This is a genomic window from Microcella alkalica (genome assembly GCF_014137945.1).
Taxonomy (GTDB): Bacteria; Actinomycetota; Actinomycetes; order Actinomycetales; family Microbacteriaceae; genus Microcella; species Microcella alkalica.
Genome location: NZ_JACGWX010000003.1, coordinates 1 through 15,624 on the forward strand (window position 1 = coordinate 1; position 15,624 = coordinate 15,624).

Sequence of the window (15,624 nt, forward strand, 5' to 3'; positions counted from 1 at the left end):
CGACGAGGACGACCGAGAGGATGCCCTGCACGCCGAGGGCCCCGGCGACCGCGAGCGCCGCCGCGAGCCGACCGGGTGCGATCGGGAAGGGCGCGAACCGCCGCGGCTCGAGCGCCGAGCCCAGCCCCGAGGTAAGCGGGCAGATCGCCAGCGCGAGCGCGATGATGCTCGCGATCACGACGAGGCCCGCCCGGTGACCGTCGTCGGCGGGCCGGAAGGCCGCGGCGGCGTCCAGCAGGGCGACAGTGAACACCGCGGAGAGCGCGACGACCACGGCCGTGCGTGCCAGCCGGCGGGGGCCGCGGAAGGCTGACCCGAGCAGGGCGAGCTTCAGTCGGAGAACGTCGTCAGCCACTCGAGCCCCTCCACCGCGCTGCGGCCCCCGGCGAGCTCGACGAAGCGCTCCTCGAGTGTCGAGCCGTCGCGCACCTTCTCGAGAGTGCCCGAGGCGAGGATGCTCCCTCCGACGATGACGGCGACCGAGTCGCACACCCGCTCGACGAGGTCCATGTTGTGGCTCGACAGCACGACCGTCCCGCCCGCGCGGGCGTAGGAGCGCAGCAGGTCGATCGCGTGAGCCGTCGAGACGGGGTCGACGCCCTCGAAGGGCTCGTCGAGGACGAGCAGCCGCGGCGAGTGGATGAGCGCGGCCGCCAGCGAGACCTTCTTGATCATTCCGATCGAGTAGTCGGCCACCGGCCGGTCGAGCGAGCCCTCGAGCGCGAGTGCACGGGAGAGGTCCTCCGAGCGGCTGCGGGCGGTCGTTCGATCGAGCCCGTGCAGGACGCCGCAGTAGTACAGCATCTGCGCGCCGGTCAGCCGGTCGAAGAGCCGCATCCTGTCGGGCAGAACGCCGAGGACCCGCTTGGCTGCGTCGGGCGAGCGCCAGACGTCGGCCTCGCCCACGACGACGGAGCCGGCATCGGGCCGCAGGAGCCCCGTGATCATCGAGAGGGTCGTGGTCTTCCCGGCACCGTTGGGCCCCACGAAGCCGAAGATGGCACCCTTCCTGACGGCCAGGTCGATGCCGTCGACAGCAACGGTCCGGCCGAAGCGCTTGCGGAGTCCGGTGACCTCGAGGACCACGGGCGCGGGAGGCTCCGTCGGCTCGGGCGTCACCGCGACCGCGGGCTTCTTCGCCGCCGCGGGCTTCTTCGTCGCCGGCGTCCGCTTCGCCGCCGGGGCTCTCGTCGCCGGCGTCCTCGGCGCAGCGGGCTTCTTCGCCGCCGGCGCCTTCGCGGCCGCGGGGCTCGTCGCCTCGGCATCTGCGGGCTTCCGCGGCGCAGCGGGCTTCCGCGGCGCAGCGGGCTTCCGCGGGGCTGCCGTCCTCTTCGGCGCGGCCTCTCGCTCTGCAGGCTGAGCGCTGCCGGGCCTGTCGGCCGTCTCGGGCTGGGCCGCCTCCGCCACCTCCGCGCCGGGGGTCGCGCTGCTGGTCGAGGGCGGCGTAGTCGGATCCACGCGTCCACGCTAGCAACGCTCGAGCCGAAGCCTCCGCCCTCCCTCCCCGTCCGCTGCCCCATCACGATCGGGCAACAGATGCCCGTCATTCCCTGTTGATCGGCAGTTTTCGTCGCTAAGCTCGCCCGAGCACAATGAAGTGTCTGATCCACAGCGCGCAGTTGTCCGTTCGGTGAACAAACACCGGCCGATCCCCCGTACCAGAGGCATGATCGTTGAGAGCCTGCGCAGCCGACTGAAGACACAGGAGGTCCCATGACCACGCAGATCGTCATCCTCGCCGCCGGTATGGGCAGCCGCCTCGGCCGCTCGCTCCCGAAGCCGCTCACGGAGCTCAGCGACGGTCGCACCATCATGCAGCAGCAGCACGACAACATCGCGGCCGCGTTCGGCACCGACGCCACGATCACGACCGTCGTCGGCTACAAGCTCGAGCACATCATCGACGCGTTCCCCGACGTCAACTACGTGTACAACGAGCAGTACGACCAGACCAACACCTCCAAGAGCCTCCTCCGCGCGCTCAAGGCGACGGGGTCGCAGGGCGTGCTCTGGATGAACGGCGACGTCGTGTTCGACCCGCAGGCGCTCGTGCGCGCGGCGAGCCTCGTACACGCCGACCGCTCGTTCGTGAGCGTCAACACCTCGAAGGTCTCCGACGAGGAGGTCAAGTACACGGTCGACGCCGAGGGGTTCATCAAGGAGCTCTCCAAGCAGGTCGTCGGCGGCCTCGGCGAGGCGGTGGGCATCAACTACGTCTCCTCCGCCGACAAGTCAACCCTCATCCACCACCTGCAGCGCGTCGCCGATCAGGACTACTTCGAGCGCGGCATCGAGCTCGCGATCGAGCAGAACGGGCTCCGCGTCGAGCCGCTCGACATCTCCGACTTCTACGCCGTCGAGATCGACTTCGCGGAAGACCTCGAGCGCGCGAACCTCTTCGTCTGAGCGACGCCTCGCCGAACGACCACGAACGGCCCGACCCCGACAGGGGGCGGGCCGTTCGGCATCCGCCCCGCCGATTCATCGATCGCCCTCGCCCCGGGCCTGCGGGAGCGGGATGCCGGTACCGTTGTCGATTGTGACCCTCGCCTCGCCGTCGCGCCCGCCGCGCACCCCCGCACGGGTCTACAGCCAGACGCTCTGGCTGCTCACGAGCCGGGATCTGAAGGTCCGATACTCCACGTCGTTCCTCGGCTACCTGTGGTCGGTGCTCGACCCGCTCGCCATGGCGGTCATCTACTGGTTCGTGTTCACCCAGATCGTCGACCGGGCGATCGGCGCGGAGCCGTACATCGTGTTCCTGCTCGCGGGGCTCCTGCCCTGGACATGGTTCAACGGAGCGATCGGCGACTCGACGCGGGCCTTCATCAAGGACGCCAAGCTCGTGCGCTCGACGCGCCTGCCGCGCAGCGTGTGGGTCGCCAGGATCGTGCTGTCGAAGGGAATCGAGTTCCTGCTCGCCATCCCCGTGCTCCTCGCGTTCGCGATCGTCTTCGGCGCCGAGCTCACGTGGGGCGTGCTCTGGCTGCCGCTCGCGATCGCGCTGCAGGCGGCGCTCATCCTCGGCCTCTGCCTCATGATCGCGCCTCTCGTGGTGTTCTTCCGCGATCTCGAACGGGCCGTAAAGCTCGTGCTGCGCTTCCTCTTCTACGCCTCCCCCATCATCTACGGACTCAGCGACCTGCCGGACGGGCTCGACGTGTGGATGGCGTTCAATCCGCTCTCCGGCATCATCTCGCTCTACCGCGCGAGTTTCTTCCCCGACCAGGTCGAGCCGTTCGCCGTGATCGTGGCGGCCATCATGAGTCTCGTCGCGCTCGGAGCGGGCATCCTCGTCTTCCGGCGCATGGTGCGCGCCGTGCTGAAGGAGATCTGATGAGCGACATCGTCATCCGCGTCGAGGGCGCCGGCATCCGGTTCCGTCGGAACCGCCGTGGCCGCCGGAGCTTCAAGGATCTCTTCGCCGGCAGCAACCGCCGAGCGCGTCCCGACGAGTTCTGGGCGCTGCGCGGCGTGGACGTCGAGGTGCGGGCAGGCGAGGCGATCGGAGTCGTCGGTCGCAACGGCCAAGGCAAGTCGACCCTCCTCAAGCTCGTCGCGGGCGTCATGCTCCCCGACGAGGGCCGCGTCGACGTGCACGGCGGGGTCGCGCCGCTCATCGAGATCACCGGCGGATTCGTCGACGACCTCACGGTGCGCGAGAACGTCCACCTCACTGCTGGGCTCCACGGCATGACGCGCGCCGAGATCGACGAGCGCTACGACGAGATCATCGACTTCGCTGAGCTGGGCGAGAGCGTCGACACCCCGTACAAGCACCTGTCCAGCGGCATGAAGGTCCGCCTGGCCTTCTCCGTCATCTCGAGGCTCGAGGAGCCGATCCTGCTCGTCGACGAGGTGCTCGCCGTCGGCGACAAGGCGTTCCGAGAAAAGTGCTACCGGCGCATCGACGAGCTCCTCGCAGGCGGGCGGACCCTCTTCTTCGTCTCGCACAACGAGCGCGACCTCAAGCGCTTCTGCACCCGCGGCCTCTACCTGGACAAGGGCTTACTGCAGCTCGACGGGCCGATCGAGGGGGTTCTCGCCGCGTACGACAGCGACTACGGTTCCCGTTCATGACCTTCGAGACGCACGACTCCGCGGCGCATGACCCCACGACGCCCCGCATCGTCCCTCCCCAGCACGCGCAGGCCGACCCGCGCATGGTGCGTGCACTGCAGGCGATCATGTCGTCGCAGCGCCCCGCGGTCATCGCCCATGTTCGCCGGATCCGCCGCCGATCGCCCGGTGCCTCCCCCGACGAGGTGATCAGGATGCTCGAGAAGCACTACCTGACGCTCGTCACCGCGAGCGGAGCATCCGTCGGCGCCGCGGCGGTCGTGCCGGCCATCGGGGTCGCCGCCTCCCTCACCCTGAGCGGGGTCGAGACGGTCGCCTTCCTCGAGGCGAGCGCCCTCTTCGCTCAGTCCGTGACAGAGATCCACGGCATCGCCGTCGACGATCCCGAGCGCGCGCAGAGCCTCGTCATGGCGCTCATGCTCGGCGGCGCGGGCAAGGACCTCGTGACGCAGTTCGCCAAGCAGATGACGGGCGGAGCGCCCCGCACCGCCTACTGGGGCGAGCTCGTGACCAAGAGCATGCCGCGCGTCATGCTGGACTCGCTCGCCGACCGGCTGCGCACCGCGTTCGTCCGCAGGTTCGCCGTCACCCAGGGCGGCTCCGTCCTCGGTCGCGCCATCCCCTTCGGCATCGGCGCCGTCATCGGCGGCACGGGCAATCACATCCTCGGAAGGAAGGTCATCAGCAACGCGCGCGAGGCCTTCGGGCCCGCGCCCGCGCTGTGGCCGGCGAGCCTCGAGATCGAGACCCGCGCGCCGGGGGCCCCCCGACCGGGCCGCCGCGTCGTGATCCGCGAGGCAGGCCGTATCGGCCCGCTGCGCGTGCCGCGCCTGGCGATCGAGCGCCGACGCGGCTCCGACGAGCCCGCCGAGGAGTTCGAGATCTGACGCTCAGCCCCCACCGGGGGCGGCGTCCTCGTCGATGTCGGCGTCGAACGGGTTCGACTCGCTCGTGATCGGGTCATGGCGATGCTGCGCCGCCGCGCGCTCCCACTCGGTCATGAGTGATTCCACGGCCGCATGGAAGCGCGCGGTCGCGGCGCCGGGGGCCGTGTCACCGAAGTAGCGCTCGACCCAGTGCTGCAGCCGCTCGTGCGCCTCCGTGCTCGTGAGGACCCGGTCGATCGCCGGGATGACCGCCCTTGCCTCCTCCTGCGTGAGCCACTCGCAGTCGCCGAGGTAGCCGGTCGCGTCGATCTCCGCCTCCGGCGACGCCGGTCGGGCGATCAGGATCGGCTTGCCGGTCGCGAGCCGGTCGTAGACCATAGCCGAGATGTCGGTGATCGCGACATCCGCCGCCGCCAGCTGCCAGCCGAGCTCGGCGCCGTCGTCGAAGACGTGCCGCGCACGCGGGTCGGCGGCGTTGGCGCGGGCGATCGCGGCCACGATCCGCGCGCTTGCGGCACCGTAATCGGGGTCGACGACGCCGCTGCGCGGGTGAGGGCGGTAGATGACGCGGTGTCGGCCGGAGGCAAGGAGCTCGCTGACGAGGGCCTCCCCGTGGCTCGCGGTCGAGCCGTAGGCGGCCGTGGGCCTGTCGCCCTCCCACGTGGGCGCGTACAGCACGACGGTGCGATCGTCGGGCTCGTACGGCACCGCGCCGGCGAAGTGATCCGCCTGGGGACGGCCGATCGCGATCGCCTTGCTCTCCACGTCGTAGTTCCAGAGCTTGCGACGCAGGCGCTCCTTCGCTGCGTCGCCGGCGATGAACGCGTAGTCGTAGGCCTTGTACTGGTTCGTCGTCATGTACATCTTGTCCGACTCGCCGTGGTTGACGAACACGTGCCACATCCGGCTGTACCGGAACATCTGGAAGTTCTTGGCGTTCTGGTTCACGTAGAGCACGATCCGCAGCGGCTGCTCGGCGACGAAGCGCTCGAGGTCGACGACCTGGCGCAGGTAGACGGCCGGGACCGGCGACTCGTCGAGGAGCGTGAGCATCGTCGCCGGGCTGCGGGCGATGATGGCGACGGGATGCACCGTAGCGAGCTCGGCGAGGGGCGCGTACCACTGCCGGATCTGGTAGAGGTTCACCTGCGTGTCAGCGAAGTAGACGGCGATCTGCACGCTTCCCGCAGCGGGCTGCTTCTCTGACCGAAGCCGCCGTGCGAGCTCCGCGCGATGACGGCGCGAGCGGAGGATGTCGCGCGCGAGACGCCGCGCCGTGCCCAGCTGCTTTGAAATACTCACTGCTCCATCATGGTCGCCGGCGAGGGCGCGACCCCGCGAACGGGGGCCAACCGTTATGCGTTTGTTCGCTGGCGGCCTGGCCATGGAAGAATCGCCCGCGATGGCCCGCTTCACGTTCAGCGCCGGCAACGCGCGCGCCCTGGCCCGCGCCCCGCTGTACGGGCTCGGCGCGCTCGCCGCGCGCCTAGTCCCTCGCGACCCCGCACGCTGGGTCTTCGGCTCCGGCATCGGGGTCGGGGAGGGGGCCTTCGCGCTGTGGGAGCTCTGCCGAGATCGCGACCCGGAACGGCGTCTCGTGTGGCTCGCCTCGAGCGACGACGAGCTCGCGGACGCGATCGCGCGAGGGATGCGCGCGGTGCCGACCAGGAGCATCCACGGATTCTGGGAGACGCTGCGGGCGGGCGTCGTGGTCGTGACGCACGGCCTCGGCGACGTCAACCGCTACGGCTCGAGCCGCGCGGTCGTCGTGCAGCTGTGGCACGGGATCCCGCTCAAGCGACTGCATCTCGACACGGGCGCGGCGCTGAGGCTGCCCCTCATGGGGTCGCTGCCCGGAGCGCGCGCGCTCATGGCGCGTCTCTACCGCGCTGGGTCGTCGCGCATCACCCTCTTCCCCGTCGCCTCCGAGCTTGTCGCGGCGCGCATCCGCTCGGCCTTCGGTCTCCCCCGCTCGCGGGTCCGCGTGCTCGGCGATCCCCGTGACGACGTGTTGCTGCGCGGCGACGCGGCCGCACGGCGGGCCTCGGCGCGCGCGCTCGTCGAGAGCGCCGTCGGCCCACTGCCGGAGGGTGCGCGCGTCGTGCTGTACGCGCCCACGTGGCGCGATGGCGAACCCGATCCGGCGATCCCGACCGAGGAGGAGTGGCGCGCGATCGGCGCGTGGGCGGAGCGCGCGGACGCCGTGCTGCTCATCCGCTCGCACCCGCTCGGGGCCGGCTCGTACGCGCGAGGGCCGGAGCTGACGCCGCGGGTGCGCCTCATGGGGCGCGGCCGGCTCACGGATGCAACCCCGGCTCTCCCCGCCCTCGATGCGATCGTCACCGACTACTCCTCGATCGCGTTCGACGCCGCGATCGCGGGGGTGCCGAGCGTGTTCTTCGCCCCCGACCTCGCCCGCTACCTCTCGAGCCGGGGGCTCTACACGCCGTACCGGTCATTCAGCGGAGACGACCCCGCCGCGAGCTGGGAGCAGACGCTCAGCCGGCTCGACGGTCTGCTCGCAGAGGGGCCTGAGCGCGTCGCGGGTCTCGCGCACGCGGCATGGCTGCGCGACGAGCACGTCGATCGACTCGACGGCCATGCGACGGAGCGGGTGCGAGCGGCGATCCTCACGCTCCTCGGCGAAGGACCCGAGCCGGCCGACCTGGAGGTCGCACCGGAGCGCTCGGTCGTCATCGACGCAGTCACGATCGAGGAAGAGTCGATCGTCGTCGAAGGGCGCAGTTCGGCCCTTGTCGGATCCATCGCGCTCGTCGGACCCCGCCAGACGCTCAGCGGCGCCCTCGAGACGCTCGACGATCGGTTCCTCGCGCGGATCCCCTTGCTCGCGAGCCGCTGGGGCTCGGAACCGCTGGCGGCGCCCAGCGGCGCCTACGCCCTCGAACTGACCCTCGACGGCGCGACGCGGGCGACCAAGCGCGCGACGATCGTCGCGAGGATGCCCGGCGCATCCCTCACCCCGCTGGCGCGCATCGAGGTCGCCGCCGATCGCGGGACGCTGGTCGTCTCGCTCAGCGCGCCGCTCCCGGACGACGAGCGGGGGCCAGCCGGACAGCGCCGTCTGGAGGTCGAGTACCGTCGCCGGGACGCGGTGCCGGAGCGCGCGGTCTTCCTCGAGAGCTTCTACGCGCAGACCGCGGCGTGCAATCCGCTCGCGATCGATCGAGAGCTCGCCCGATCGCACCCCGACGTCGTGCGCTACTGGTCCGTCGTCGACCGCTCGATCGCGGTCCCGGAAGGAGGAGTCCCGATCGTGGAGGGCTCGGCCGAGTGGTGGCGCGTGCGCGCCGACGCGCGCGTGCTCGTCGTCAACGACTGGCTGCGCAAGCGCTGGCGGCCTCGAGCGCACCAGACCGTGCTGCAGACCTGGCACGGCACGATGCTCAAGCGCCTCGCGCTCGACCGTGACGGGGTGGGCCTGCGCACGCGCATCGCCGTGCGGCGCGAGAGTGCGCGCTGGTCGATCCTGCTCGCGCAGAACCCCTACGCGGCGAGCATCCTCCGGCGCGCCTACGGGTTCCGCGGACCGGTCTGGATCGAGGGATACCCGCGGAACGACCTGCTGCTCACGGGCGATCGAGCGGCGGTGCGCGCGCGGATCGGCATCGCCGAGGGCGTCACGGCCGTTCTCTACGCCCCGACCTGGCGCGACGACCGCACCGAGATCGTCGACTACCTCGACTTGCCTGGGTTCGCGACGGCACTCGCCGAGCTGCCAGGGGACCACGTACTCCTCGTCCGCGGCCACAGCCGCACGCTGCGCTTCGGCCGCGACCTCGAGGCGCCGGGCCTCATCGATGTGACGACCTTCCCGTCGATGAGCGAGCTGCTGCTCGCCGCCGACGTCGTCGTGACCGACTACAGCTCGATCATGTTCGACGCGACGGCGACGGATGCCCCGCTCGTGCTCTTCCTGCCCGACCTCGAGCACTACCGCCGTGACCTGCGGGGCTTCTACTTCGACGTCACGACCGAGGCCCCCGGCCCCGTCGTCACGGACGGGAATGCGCTGCTCGACGCGCTGCGCGATATCGCGACGGGCGCTGCCGGCACCGACCCCGTGGCGCTCGCCGCGTGGCGGGAGCGGTTCAACCCGCTCGACGACGGCGGGGCGGCCGGACGCGTCGTCGCGCGCATGGCCGCGTCGGGGATGCTCGGCTGAGGCCGCGCTCGCCCGGATGCTCCGCCGCGGCTCGACCTACGACTCGATGCGCGAGCGATCGACCGCGTCGCGCGCACCCAGGACGACCCCGCGCAGGAAGCCGGCGCCCCAGGTCACGTGCATCGTGGCGATGACGAGCGCGAATGTGGCACGGTCCGCGATCGTGCGCCCGCTGGAGGGCGCGAGCAACAGGCCAGCGAGCAGCAGCAGGTACGCGACCGGCGCAAGATGGACGAGCCCGAGGATCAGCGAGGTCGGGCCGACGAGCACGCCGGTGGCCTGCAGGAGCAGCACGATGAGGCTCGCGCCGCTCGAGACGACGAGCGCGGGCGGGGCGAAGTAGCGAAGAGGATGCCGTCCGCCGTGGCGGCGCACGAGCTCCCCGCGCCAGATGCCGGTCGCGACGAACTGGCGCGCAAGCTTCGACCATCTGTCGCGCGGCCAGTAGGTGACGCGCAGGGTGGGGTCGAGCCACACGACGCTGCCCGCGCTGCGGAGACGGAAGTTGAGTTCCCAATCCTCGCCGCGTCGCAGCCCCTCGTCGTACAGCCCCACCGCGATGAGCGATGAGCGCCTCATGATGCCCAGGTACGCGCTCTCGGCGGGCCCCTCGACGGCTGAGCCGTGGTAAGCCCCACCGCCGAGCCCCAGCCGGGAGTTGTAGGCGCGGGCGACCGCCGACTGGAATCGGCTCCGCCCGGAGGCGACCATGAGCCCTCCGAGCGAGGCGGCACCGGTACGGGCGAGGGTCGCGACGGCTGCGGCGGTGTAGTCGGGAGCGAGCTCGGTGTGGGCGTCCACGCGGACGATCACCTCGTGCCGGGCGGCCAGGATCGCGCGATTGAGGCCAATCGGGATCGCCATCTCCGGGTTGTGGACGATGCGGATGCGGCCGTCGACCGCGGCGAGTCGTTCGACCCGCTCGCTCGTGCCGTCGGTCGAGGGGCCGAGGGCGAGCACGAGCTCCTGGTCCCCGCCGTAGTCCTGCGCGAGCACGCTCGCGATCGCGTCGTCGATGTAGGCCGCCTCGTTGTACACCGGCATCACGTAGCTCACGCCGGGGAGCGAGGGGGCGACCATAGCTCCCGAGGCTATCGCCTAGCCGAGCTCGCCCAGGGTCACGGTCACCGACTCGCTCCGGCCTCCCCGCACGTACGACAGCTCGGCGCTGTCACCGGCCGCGAGCACCCGCACCTGCGCCGTGAGGTCGATCTGATCGGTGATCGGGACGCCGTTGAACTCGGTGATGACATCTCCGGAGCGCAGTCCGGCTTGCTCGGCGGGCCCGCCGGGCGCGACCTGATCGATGAGGGCGCCGACGACGTCGCTCGACGCCTCGGCGCTCGCGTCCCTGACGATCGCCCCGAGGAGACCGTGAGTGGCCGTGCCCGTCGCGATGAGCTCGGTCGCGATGCGCTGGGCGTAGTTGGCGGGGATGGAGAAGCCGACGCCGATGCTGCCCGCGCCGCCCTGACCGCCCCCGCCCGCCGTCGCGATCGCGACGTTGATGCCCATGAGCCGACCCTCCTGGTCGAGGAGGGCGCCGCCGGAGTTGCCCGGGTTGATCGCCGCGTCGGTCTGGATGACCGCGAGCGAGATCGTCGTGGAGGCGGAGGGCCGGCGGTCCTGGCCGGGAATGTCGAAGTTCCAGAACTCGAACGGGCTCTCCCCGTCCGGCTGCGGAGCCTCCGGCGCATCGGGAACCGCCGAGGACTGCACCGTGATGGAGCGGTTGAGCGCGGAGACGATGCCGTCGGTCACCGTGCCCGCCAGACCGAGCGGCGCACCGATGGCGATAGCCCGGTCGCCGACGTTGAGCTCGTCGGAGTCGGCGAACTCGATCGGCTGCAAGCCGGAGGCTCCCTCGATTCGGATGACTGCGAGGTCGGCGATCGGGTCGGCGCCGACGAGGCTCGCATCCCACAGGCGCCCGTCGGAGGTGGAGACGCGGATGCTCGGGTCGGCTGCCGCGCCGTCGAGCGTCGCGACGTGGGCGTTGGTGATCACGTATCCGTCCTCGCTCAGGATCACACCGGAGCCGCTGCCCTGCGCGCCGCCGCCCGCGACCTCGATCGTGACCACCGACGGCATGGCCTTCGCGACGACTCCCGTGACGATCGTCGCGTCCTGCGGGTCGTTGACGGTGACGGAGGCGGGACCGGCCGGAGAGGCGGTCGAGCCGGCACGGTCGCTGAGCGCCCATGCCGCGATGCCGCCGCCCGCGGCACCGCCGACGAGCGCACCCACCGCGAGCGCCGCGATCATCGGGGCGAGCGAGCGCTGAGGTGCGGTCGCAGCCTGCGCGGAGGCTGCGGCGGGAGCGACAGCGGAAGCGGTGCGGGTCTCGGGTCCGGCGTGGGCCTCAGGTGCAGCCTGGGCCGGAGGAGCAGCGTGGGCCTCAGCCGCGGGACGAGCCTCGGAAGAGGAGGCAGGGGCTTTCTCCGGCACGGAGTCGGGGTGGTGAGCCGGCCCGGCCGACGGCGCCGGCGCAGGCGGCTCGGGGGTGTTCGGGTTCTCGGTCATGGCGAGGTCTCCTTTCGGCCGCTGTCAGCGTCCTCCGCAAACCTGTGCAGTCTATTTGCCGCTGCTGAGGGCGGCCTGGCGCTCTCAGCAGTGCCGTCTATGCCGGCCGGCCCGCGCCCCGCACCCCCCGAAGGGGGTGCACGCACCGTTCCACCTCCCCGTCGTACACTTCTGACGTCACCTCCCCCACCCGAACGAGGATGCTCCATGCCCGCACCGCTGACAGATGTCGACCGCGTCCTCACCGCCGCCGCCGGCGTGCTCATGGCCGACGGATACGACGCCGTGACCATTTCGGCGATCGCGGCGCACGCCGGTCTCCCCGAGCCCGAGGTCGCCGAACTCTTCGCGACACCGGGAGATGCGCTCGTGGCGATGCTCAATCGCGAGTTCAGCGCGATGTACGCGGGCATCGTCGATCACATCGAGCGCGATCCGCGCGGCGGCCTCCTGTCGCGCATCTACCTGTACATCCTCGCCGGAATCTACGAGCGACCTCTCGCGAAGACCCTCTTCGTCATCGACCGCGACGCTCTCAACCGCATCATGCGGCACAGCCACTCCTTCCGCTACGTTCCGCAGGTCGGCATCCGCGGCGAGATGATCGAGCGGCTCCAGGAAGCGGGCATGGTGCGCCGTGACATCGACGCGACGATGGTGTCATCAGTGCTCTCGGTCTGCTCGGCGGGCCTCGCCCTCACCGCCCCGCACGACGACCTGGATCTGGTGATCCGCGGGATCAGCGATCTGCTCTCGCGGAGCGTCGATGCCGAGGTCGACGACACGGAGGCCGGAAAGCGCGTCTTCTACGACTGGGCGACGAGCCTCACGACCCCCTCTGCCTCCGGCCCAGACGACTGACGGGTGGCGTTCACCTCCCCCTGCGTCGCGGGCGCCTCTCGCTAGGGTGGGCGCATGAGCGCGATGGAGCCCTGGCGACGATCGCTCGACGCCGCGGGCCTGGTCGACGCCGACGGATCGACGCGACCCACGATCTTCGCCGAGATGTCGGCGCTGGCCACCGCCCACGACGCGGTCAATCTGGGCCAGGGCTTCCCCGACGAGGACGGCCCGTCCGAGGTGCTCGACGCCGCTGTCGAGGCGATCCGGTCGGGCGCCAACCAGTACCCGCCCGGCCGAGGTACCCCGGACCTGCGTGCCGCGATCAGCGAGCACCGAGCGCGGTTCGGCTCGCCCGCCCTCGACCCCGAGACGGAAGTGCTCGTCACGGCCGGTGCGACAGAGGCGATCGCGGCCGCGCTGCTCGCGCTCGTCCCCCCGGATGGCGAGGTCGTGACGCTCTCGCCCTTCTACGACAGTTACGCGGCGATCATCGGACTCATCGGAGCGCGGCACACGACCATCCCGCTGCGCGGCGCCGACTTCCAGCCCGAGCCGGCAGACATCGACGCGGCGATCGGGCCGAGCACGACCGTCGTGCTGCTCAACAATCCGCACAATCCGACCGGCTCCGTCATCGCCCCCGAGCTGCTGGAGCGCATCGCGGCGCGCGCCGCAGCGCACGGGGCCGTCGTCGTGAGCGATGAGGTCTACGAGCATCTGGTGTTCGACGGCGCCCCGTTCACGCCGATCGCGGCGGTGCCGAGCGCGCGCGGCCGCGCCCTGTCGATCTCGAGCGCGGCGAAGACGTTCCGCGTCACGGGGTGGAAGATCGGCTGGATCACCGGCCCCGCCGCGCTCATCGAGGCTGTCGTCGCCGTCAAGCAGTTCCTGACGTACGTCAACGGAGCGCCCTTCCAGCCCGCCGTCGCCGTCGGGCTCCGGCTGCCCGATGCGTACTTCACCGAGGCGAGCCTCGTCCTCCAGCGCCGACGCGATCTGCTGAGCGCCGGACTGCGCGACGCGGGCTTCGCGGTCTCGCCGAGCCGCGGGTCGTACTTCGTGGTGGCCGACGCGGCTCCGCTCGGCGTCGAGGACGGCGCGGCGTTCGCTCGCGAGCTCGTGAGGGATGCGGGGGTCGCGTCGATCCCGCTGGCCGCGTTCGCGCCGGGGTCGTCCGATCCCGCTATCCGCAGCTCGCTGCGCTTCGCGTTCTGCCGACGCGACGAGGCGATCGAGGAGTCTGTGCGCCGATTGAGCGCCTACCGCCGCTGAGCCGCGGAACGGACCGAGGGCGCTCGGCGACCGCGCGCGTCAGAGGGGCGCGACCCCGAATCGCCGCAGGCCGAGGGCGGGATTGACGGCCCGCACGTCGTCGATGCGCGCGCGCGTCGGGAAGGCGACCGCGGCATCCGTCTGCTCGCCGATCGAGGCGATCGTGACGCCCATCGGGTCGACGATGAGACTGCAGCCGACCCCGATCGGCGGGGCGTGGTCGGCGGCGGCGACGTAGACGGTGTTCTCGATGGCTCGCGCGGTGACGAGGGTGCGCCAGTGGCGCTCCTTCTGGGGGCCTCGCACCCACTCGGCCGGGATGAGCACGAGGTCGGCGCCCGCGTCGACGAGGCGGCGCGTGACCTCCGGGAAGCGAACGTCGTAGCAGGTCTGGATGCCCACCCGGAGCCCCGCGAACGAGAAGAGCTGCGGCGGCTCGACGTCACCGGCCTCGGCCCAGTCGGACTCGCGCGCCCCGAACGCGTCGTAGAGATGGAGCTTGCGGGAGACGGCTACGACCGCCCCATCCGGGCCGACCGCGACGATCGTGTTGCGGAAGCGGTCCGAGCGCGAGGCCTGCTCGACGAGCCCCGCGACGAGGACGACTCCGAGGTCGCGGGCGATCGCGCCGAGCCCGGCGACGAACGGGCCGTCGAGCGACTCGGCGGCGGTGATCCAGTCGGGGCCGAGCTCCGGAGCGAAGTACGAGCTGTACTCGGGGGCGACGACGAGACCGGCGCCGCGCTCGACCGCGAGGGCGGCGAGCGCGCGGATGCCGGCGAGGTTCTCGTCCCGATCGGCACCGGGCGCGAACTGCGCCACGGCGACGCCGGCGCGGGGCGCCACGGCGGTCACGGCGGTCTCGTCGGTCTCGGTCATGCGCCCAGCCTAGAGGCGGACCCTCTGCCAGCATGGAGCCTATGAGCGCCCCTCTCGCCGTCCTCGGCTCCGCGAACATCGACTACACGGTCGCGGTCGACCGCCATCCGCGGCCCGGCGAGACGGTGCTGGGAGGCGATGTCGTGACGGCGACCGGAGGCAAGGGCGCCAATCAGGCGCTCGCCGCTGCGCGGCACGGGGCACGACCGGTGTTCCTCGGCGCCGTCGGCGACGACGCGGGCGGGCGGCAGCTGCTCGACGCGCTCACGGTCGGCGGCGTCGACGTCAGCGCGGTCGATGTGGTGGCCGACGCTCCTACGGGCGTTGCCCTCATCACCCTCGCCCGCGACGGCGAGAACTCGATCGTCGTCGCGCCGGGGGCCAACGCCCGGGTGGAGGCAGCGCGCGTCGTCGAGCGACTGGGGGCGCTCGCGGGCGCGGTCCTGCTCGCGCAGCTCGAGGTCCCGCTCGACGTGGTCGCGGCGGCGGCCGCCGCCGTCGAGAAGGCGGACGGTCGCGTCGTTCTCAACCTGTCGCCTAGCTCCCGGGTGCCGGATGCCCTCCTCGCGGTCTGCGACCCCCTGGTCGTCAACGAGTCCGAGGCGTCCGACCTCGCCGGAGCGCCCGTCGACGGCCCGCGCTCGGCCGCGGCTGCCGCGGTCGCCCTGCTCGAGCGCTGCCGTAGCATCGTCATCACCCTCGGCAGCGAGGGCGCCGTCTTCGCGTGCCGCGTCCTCAGCCCGACGGGCGAGCCGGCGGCCACGACCGGCCATCGGCCGTCACAGGTGGTACCGGTCGTCGATACCACCGGCGCGGGGGACGCCTTCGTCGGCGCTCTGGCGGCCGAGCTCGCGCGCGGCGCCGAGCTCGCCGAGGCAGTCGAGAGCGGAGTCGCCGCGGGAGCCGAGGCGGTGCAGTGGCTCGGCGCGCAGCCGCCGCGTGCCTGAGCACCCGTCG

The 15,624-nt window shown here is 71.7% G+C and carries 14 protein-coding genes and 1 pseudogene; 9 read left to right on the forward strand and 6 right to left on the reverse strand.

What is annotated here, in order from left to right; genetic code table 11:
- Positions 1 to 355 (reverse strand): annotated as a pseudogene (locus tag FHX53_RS06825) (hypothetical protein); the annotation flags it as partial.
- The gene (locus FHX53_RS13450; protein WP_343050886.1) at positions 331 to 1,086 is read right to left on the reverse strand and encodes an ABC transporter ATP-binding protein; all 756 of its coding nucleotides are present in this window, start codon (positions 1,084 to 1,086) and stop codon (positions 331 to 333) included. The gene FHX53_RS13450 and the pseudogene FHX53_RS06825, both read right to left, overlap by 25 nt.
- On the opposite strand from FHX53_RS13450, the gene FHX53_RS13455 reads away from it, so the two are divergent.
- The 5 genes from FHX53_RS13455 to FHX53_RS06850 all read left to right on the forward strand — a co-directional run bounded on the left by FHX53_RS13455 (position 1,070) and on the right by FHX53_RS06850 (position 4,967).
- Positions 1,070 to 1,360 (forward strand): hypothetical protein, encoded by a 291-nt coding sequence (locus FHX53_RS13455; protein ID WP_220476283.1) that lies wholly within the window; start codon positions 1,070 to 1,072, stop codon positions 1,358 to 1,360. The two genes, FHX53_RS13450 and FHX53_RS13455, sit on opposite strands and share 17 nt — an antisense overlap.
- A 353-nt stretch (positions 1,361 to 1,713) precedes the next feature.
- The gene (locus tag FHX53_RS06835) at positions 1,714 to 2,406 is read left to right on the forward strand and encodes a phosphocholine cytidylyltransferase family protein (protein WP_182490621.1); all 693 of its coding nucleotides are present in this window, start codon (positions 1,714 to 1,716) and stop codon (positions 2,404 to 2,406) included.
- 133 nt (positions 2,407 to 2,539) lie between these two features.
- Positions 2,540 to 3,337 (forward strand): ABC transporter permease, encoded by a 798-nt coding sequence (locus FHX53_RS06840; protein WP_425488306.1) that lies wholly within the window; start codon positions 2,540 to 2,542, stop codon positions 3,335 to 3,337.
- Positions 3,337 to 4,080, forward strand: coding sequence for an ABC transporter ATP-binding protein (locus tag FHX53_RS06845; RefSeq protein ID WP_182490623.1), 744 nt, complete (start codon positions 3,337 to 3,339; stop codon positions 4,078 to 4,080). Before FHX53_RS06840 ends, FHX53_RS06845 begins: the two co-directional genes overlap by 1 nt.
- Entirely contained in the window at positions 4,077 to 4,967 is an 891-nt protein-coding gene (locus FHX53_RS06850) for a hypothetical protein (RefSeq protein WP_182490624.1), read from the forward strand. Before FHX53_RS06845 ends, FHX53_RS06850 begins: the two co-directional genes overlap by 4 nt.
- A gap of 3 nt (positions 4,968 to 4,970) precedes the next feature.
- On the opposite strand, the gene FHX53_RS06855 is transcribed toward FHX53_RS06850, so the two are convergent.
- Positions 4,971 to 6,269 carry a CDP-glycerol glycerophosphotransferase family protein gene (locus FHX53_RS06855; protein WP_343050888.1) on the reverse strand — a complete coding sequence of 433 codons (1,299 nt, stop codon included), beginning with the start codon at positions 6,267 to 6,269 and terminating at the stop codon, positions 4,971 to 4,973.
- A gap of 100 nt (positions 6,270 to 6,369) precedes the next feature.
- On the opposite strand from FHX53_RS06855, the gene FHX53_RS13600 reads away from it, so the two are divergent.
- A complete protein-coding gene (locus FHX53_RS13600; RefSeq protein WP_246335557.1) occupies positions 6,370 to 9,150 on the forward strand; it encodes a CDP-glycerol glycerophosphotransferase family protein in 2,781 nt (926 codons plus the stop codon).
- A gap of 36 nt (positions 9,151 to 9,186) precedes the next feature.
- Here the strand turns inward: FHX53_RS13600 and FHX53_RS06870 are convergent, their stop codons facing one another.
- Both FHX53_RS06870 and FHX53_RS06875 read right to left on the reverse strand, forming a co-directional pair.
- Positions 9,187 to 10,230: a glycosyltransferase family 2 protein gene (locus FHX53_RS06870; RefSeq protein ID WP_182490626.1), complete on the reverse strand. Its 1,044-nt coding sequence runs from the start codon at positions 10,228 to 10,230 to the stop codon at positions 9,187 to 9,189.
- Between the two features lie 18 nt (positions 10,231 to 10,248).
- Complete coding sequence (locus FHX53_RS06875) at positions 10,249 to 11,673, reverse strand: S1C family serine protease (protein ID WP_182490627.1); 1,425 nt, start codon at positions 11,671 to 11,673, stop codon at positions 10,249 to 10,251.
- A gap of 207 nt (positions 11,674 to 11,880) precedes the next feature.
- Here FHX53_RS06875 and FHX53_RS06880 point away from each other — a divergent pair, with 207 nt between their 5' ends.
- Entirely contained in the window at positions 11,881 to 12,534 is a 654-nt protein-coding gene (locus FHX53_RS06880; RefSeq protein WP_182490628.1) for a TetR/AcrR family transcriptional regulator, read from the forward strand.
- A 54-nt stretch (positions 12,535 to 12,588) separates the two neighbouring features.
- Positions 12,589 to 13,788 (forward strand): aminotransferase class I/II-fold pyridoxal phosphate-dependent enzyme, encoded by a 1,200-nt coding sequence (locus FHX53_RS06885; RefSeq protein ID WP_182490629.1) that lies wholly within the window; start codon positions 12,589 to 12,591, stop codon positions 13,786 to 13,788.
- Positions 13,789 to 13,827: 39 nt separating this feature from the next.
- On the opposite strand, the gene FHX53_RS06890 is transcribed toward FHX53_RS06885, so the two are convergent.
- The gene (locus FHX53_RS06890; RefSeq protein ID WP_182490630.1) at positions 13,828 to 14,667 is read right to left on the reverse strand and encodes a carbon-nitrogen hydrolase family protein; all 840 of its coding nucleotides are present in this window, start codon (positions 14,665 to 14,667) and stop codon (positions 13,828 to 13,830) included.
- Positions 14,668 to 14,708: 41 nt separating this feature from the next.
- Between FHX53_RS06890 and FHX53_RS06895 the strand changes: the two genes are divergently transcribed.
- Positions 14,709 to 15,614: a ribokinase gene (locus tag FHX53_RS06895; protein WP_182490631.1), complete on the forward strand. Its 906-nt coding sequence runs from the start codon at positions 14,709 to 14,711 to the stop codon at positions 15,612 to 15,614.
- Positions 15,615 to 15,624: the final 10 nt, after the last annotated feature.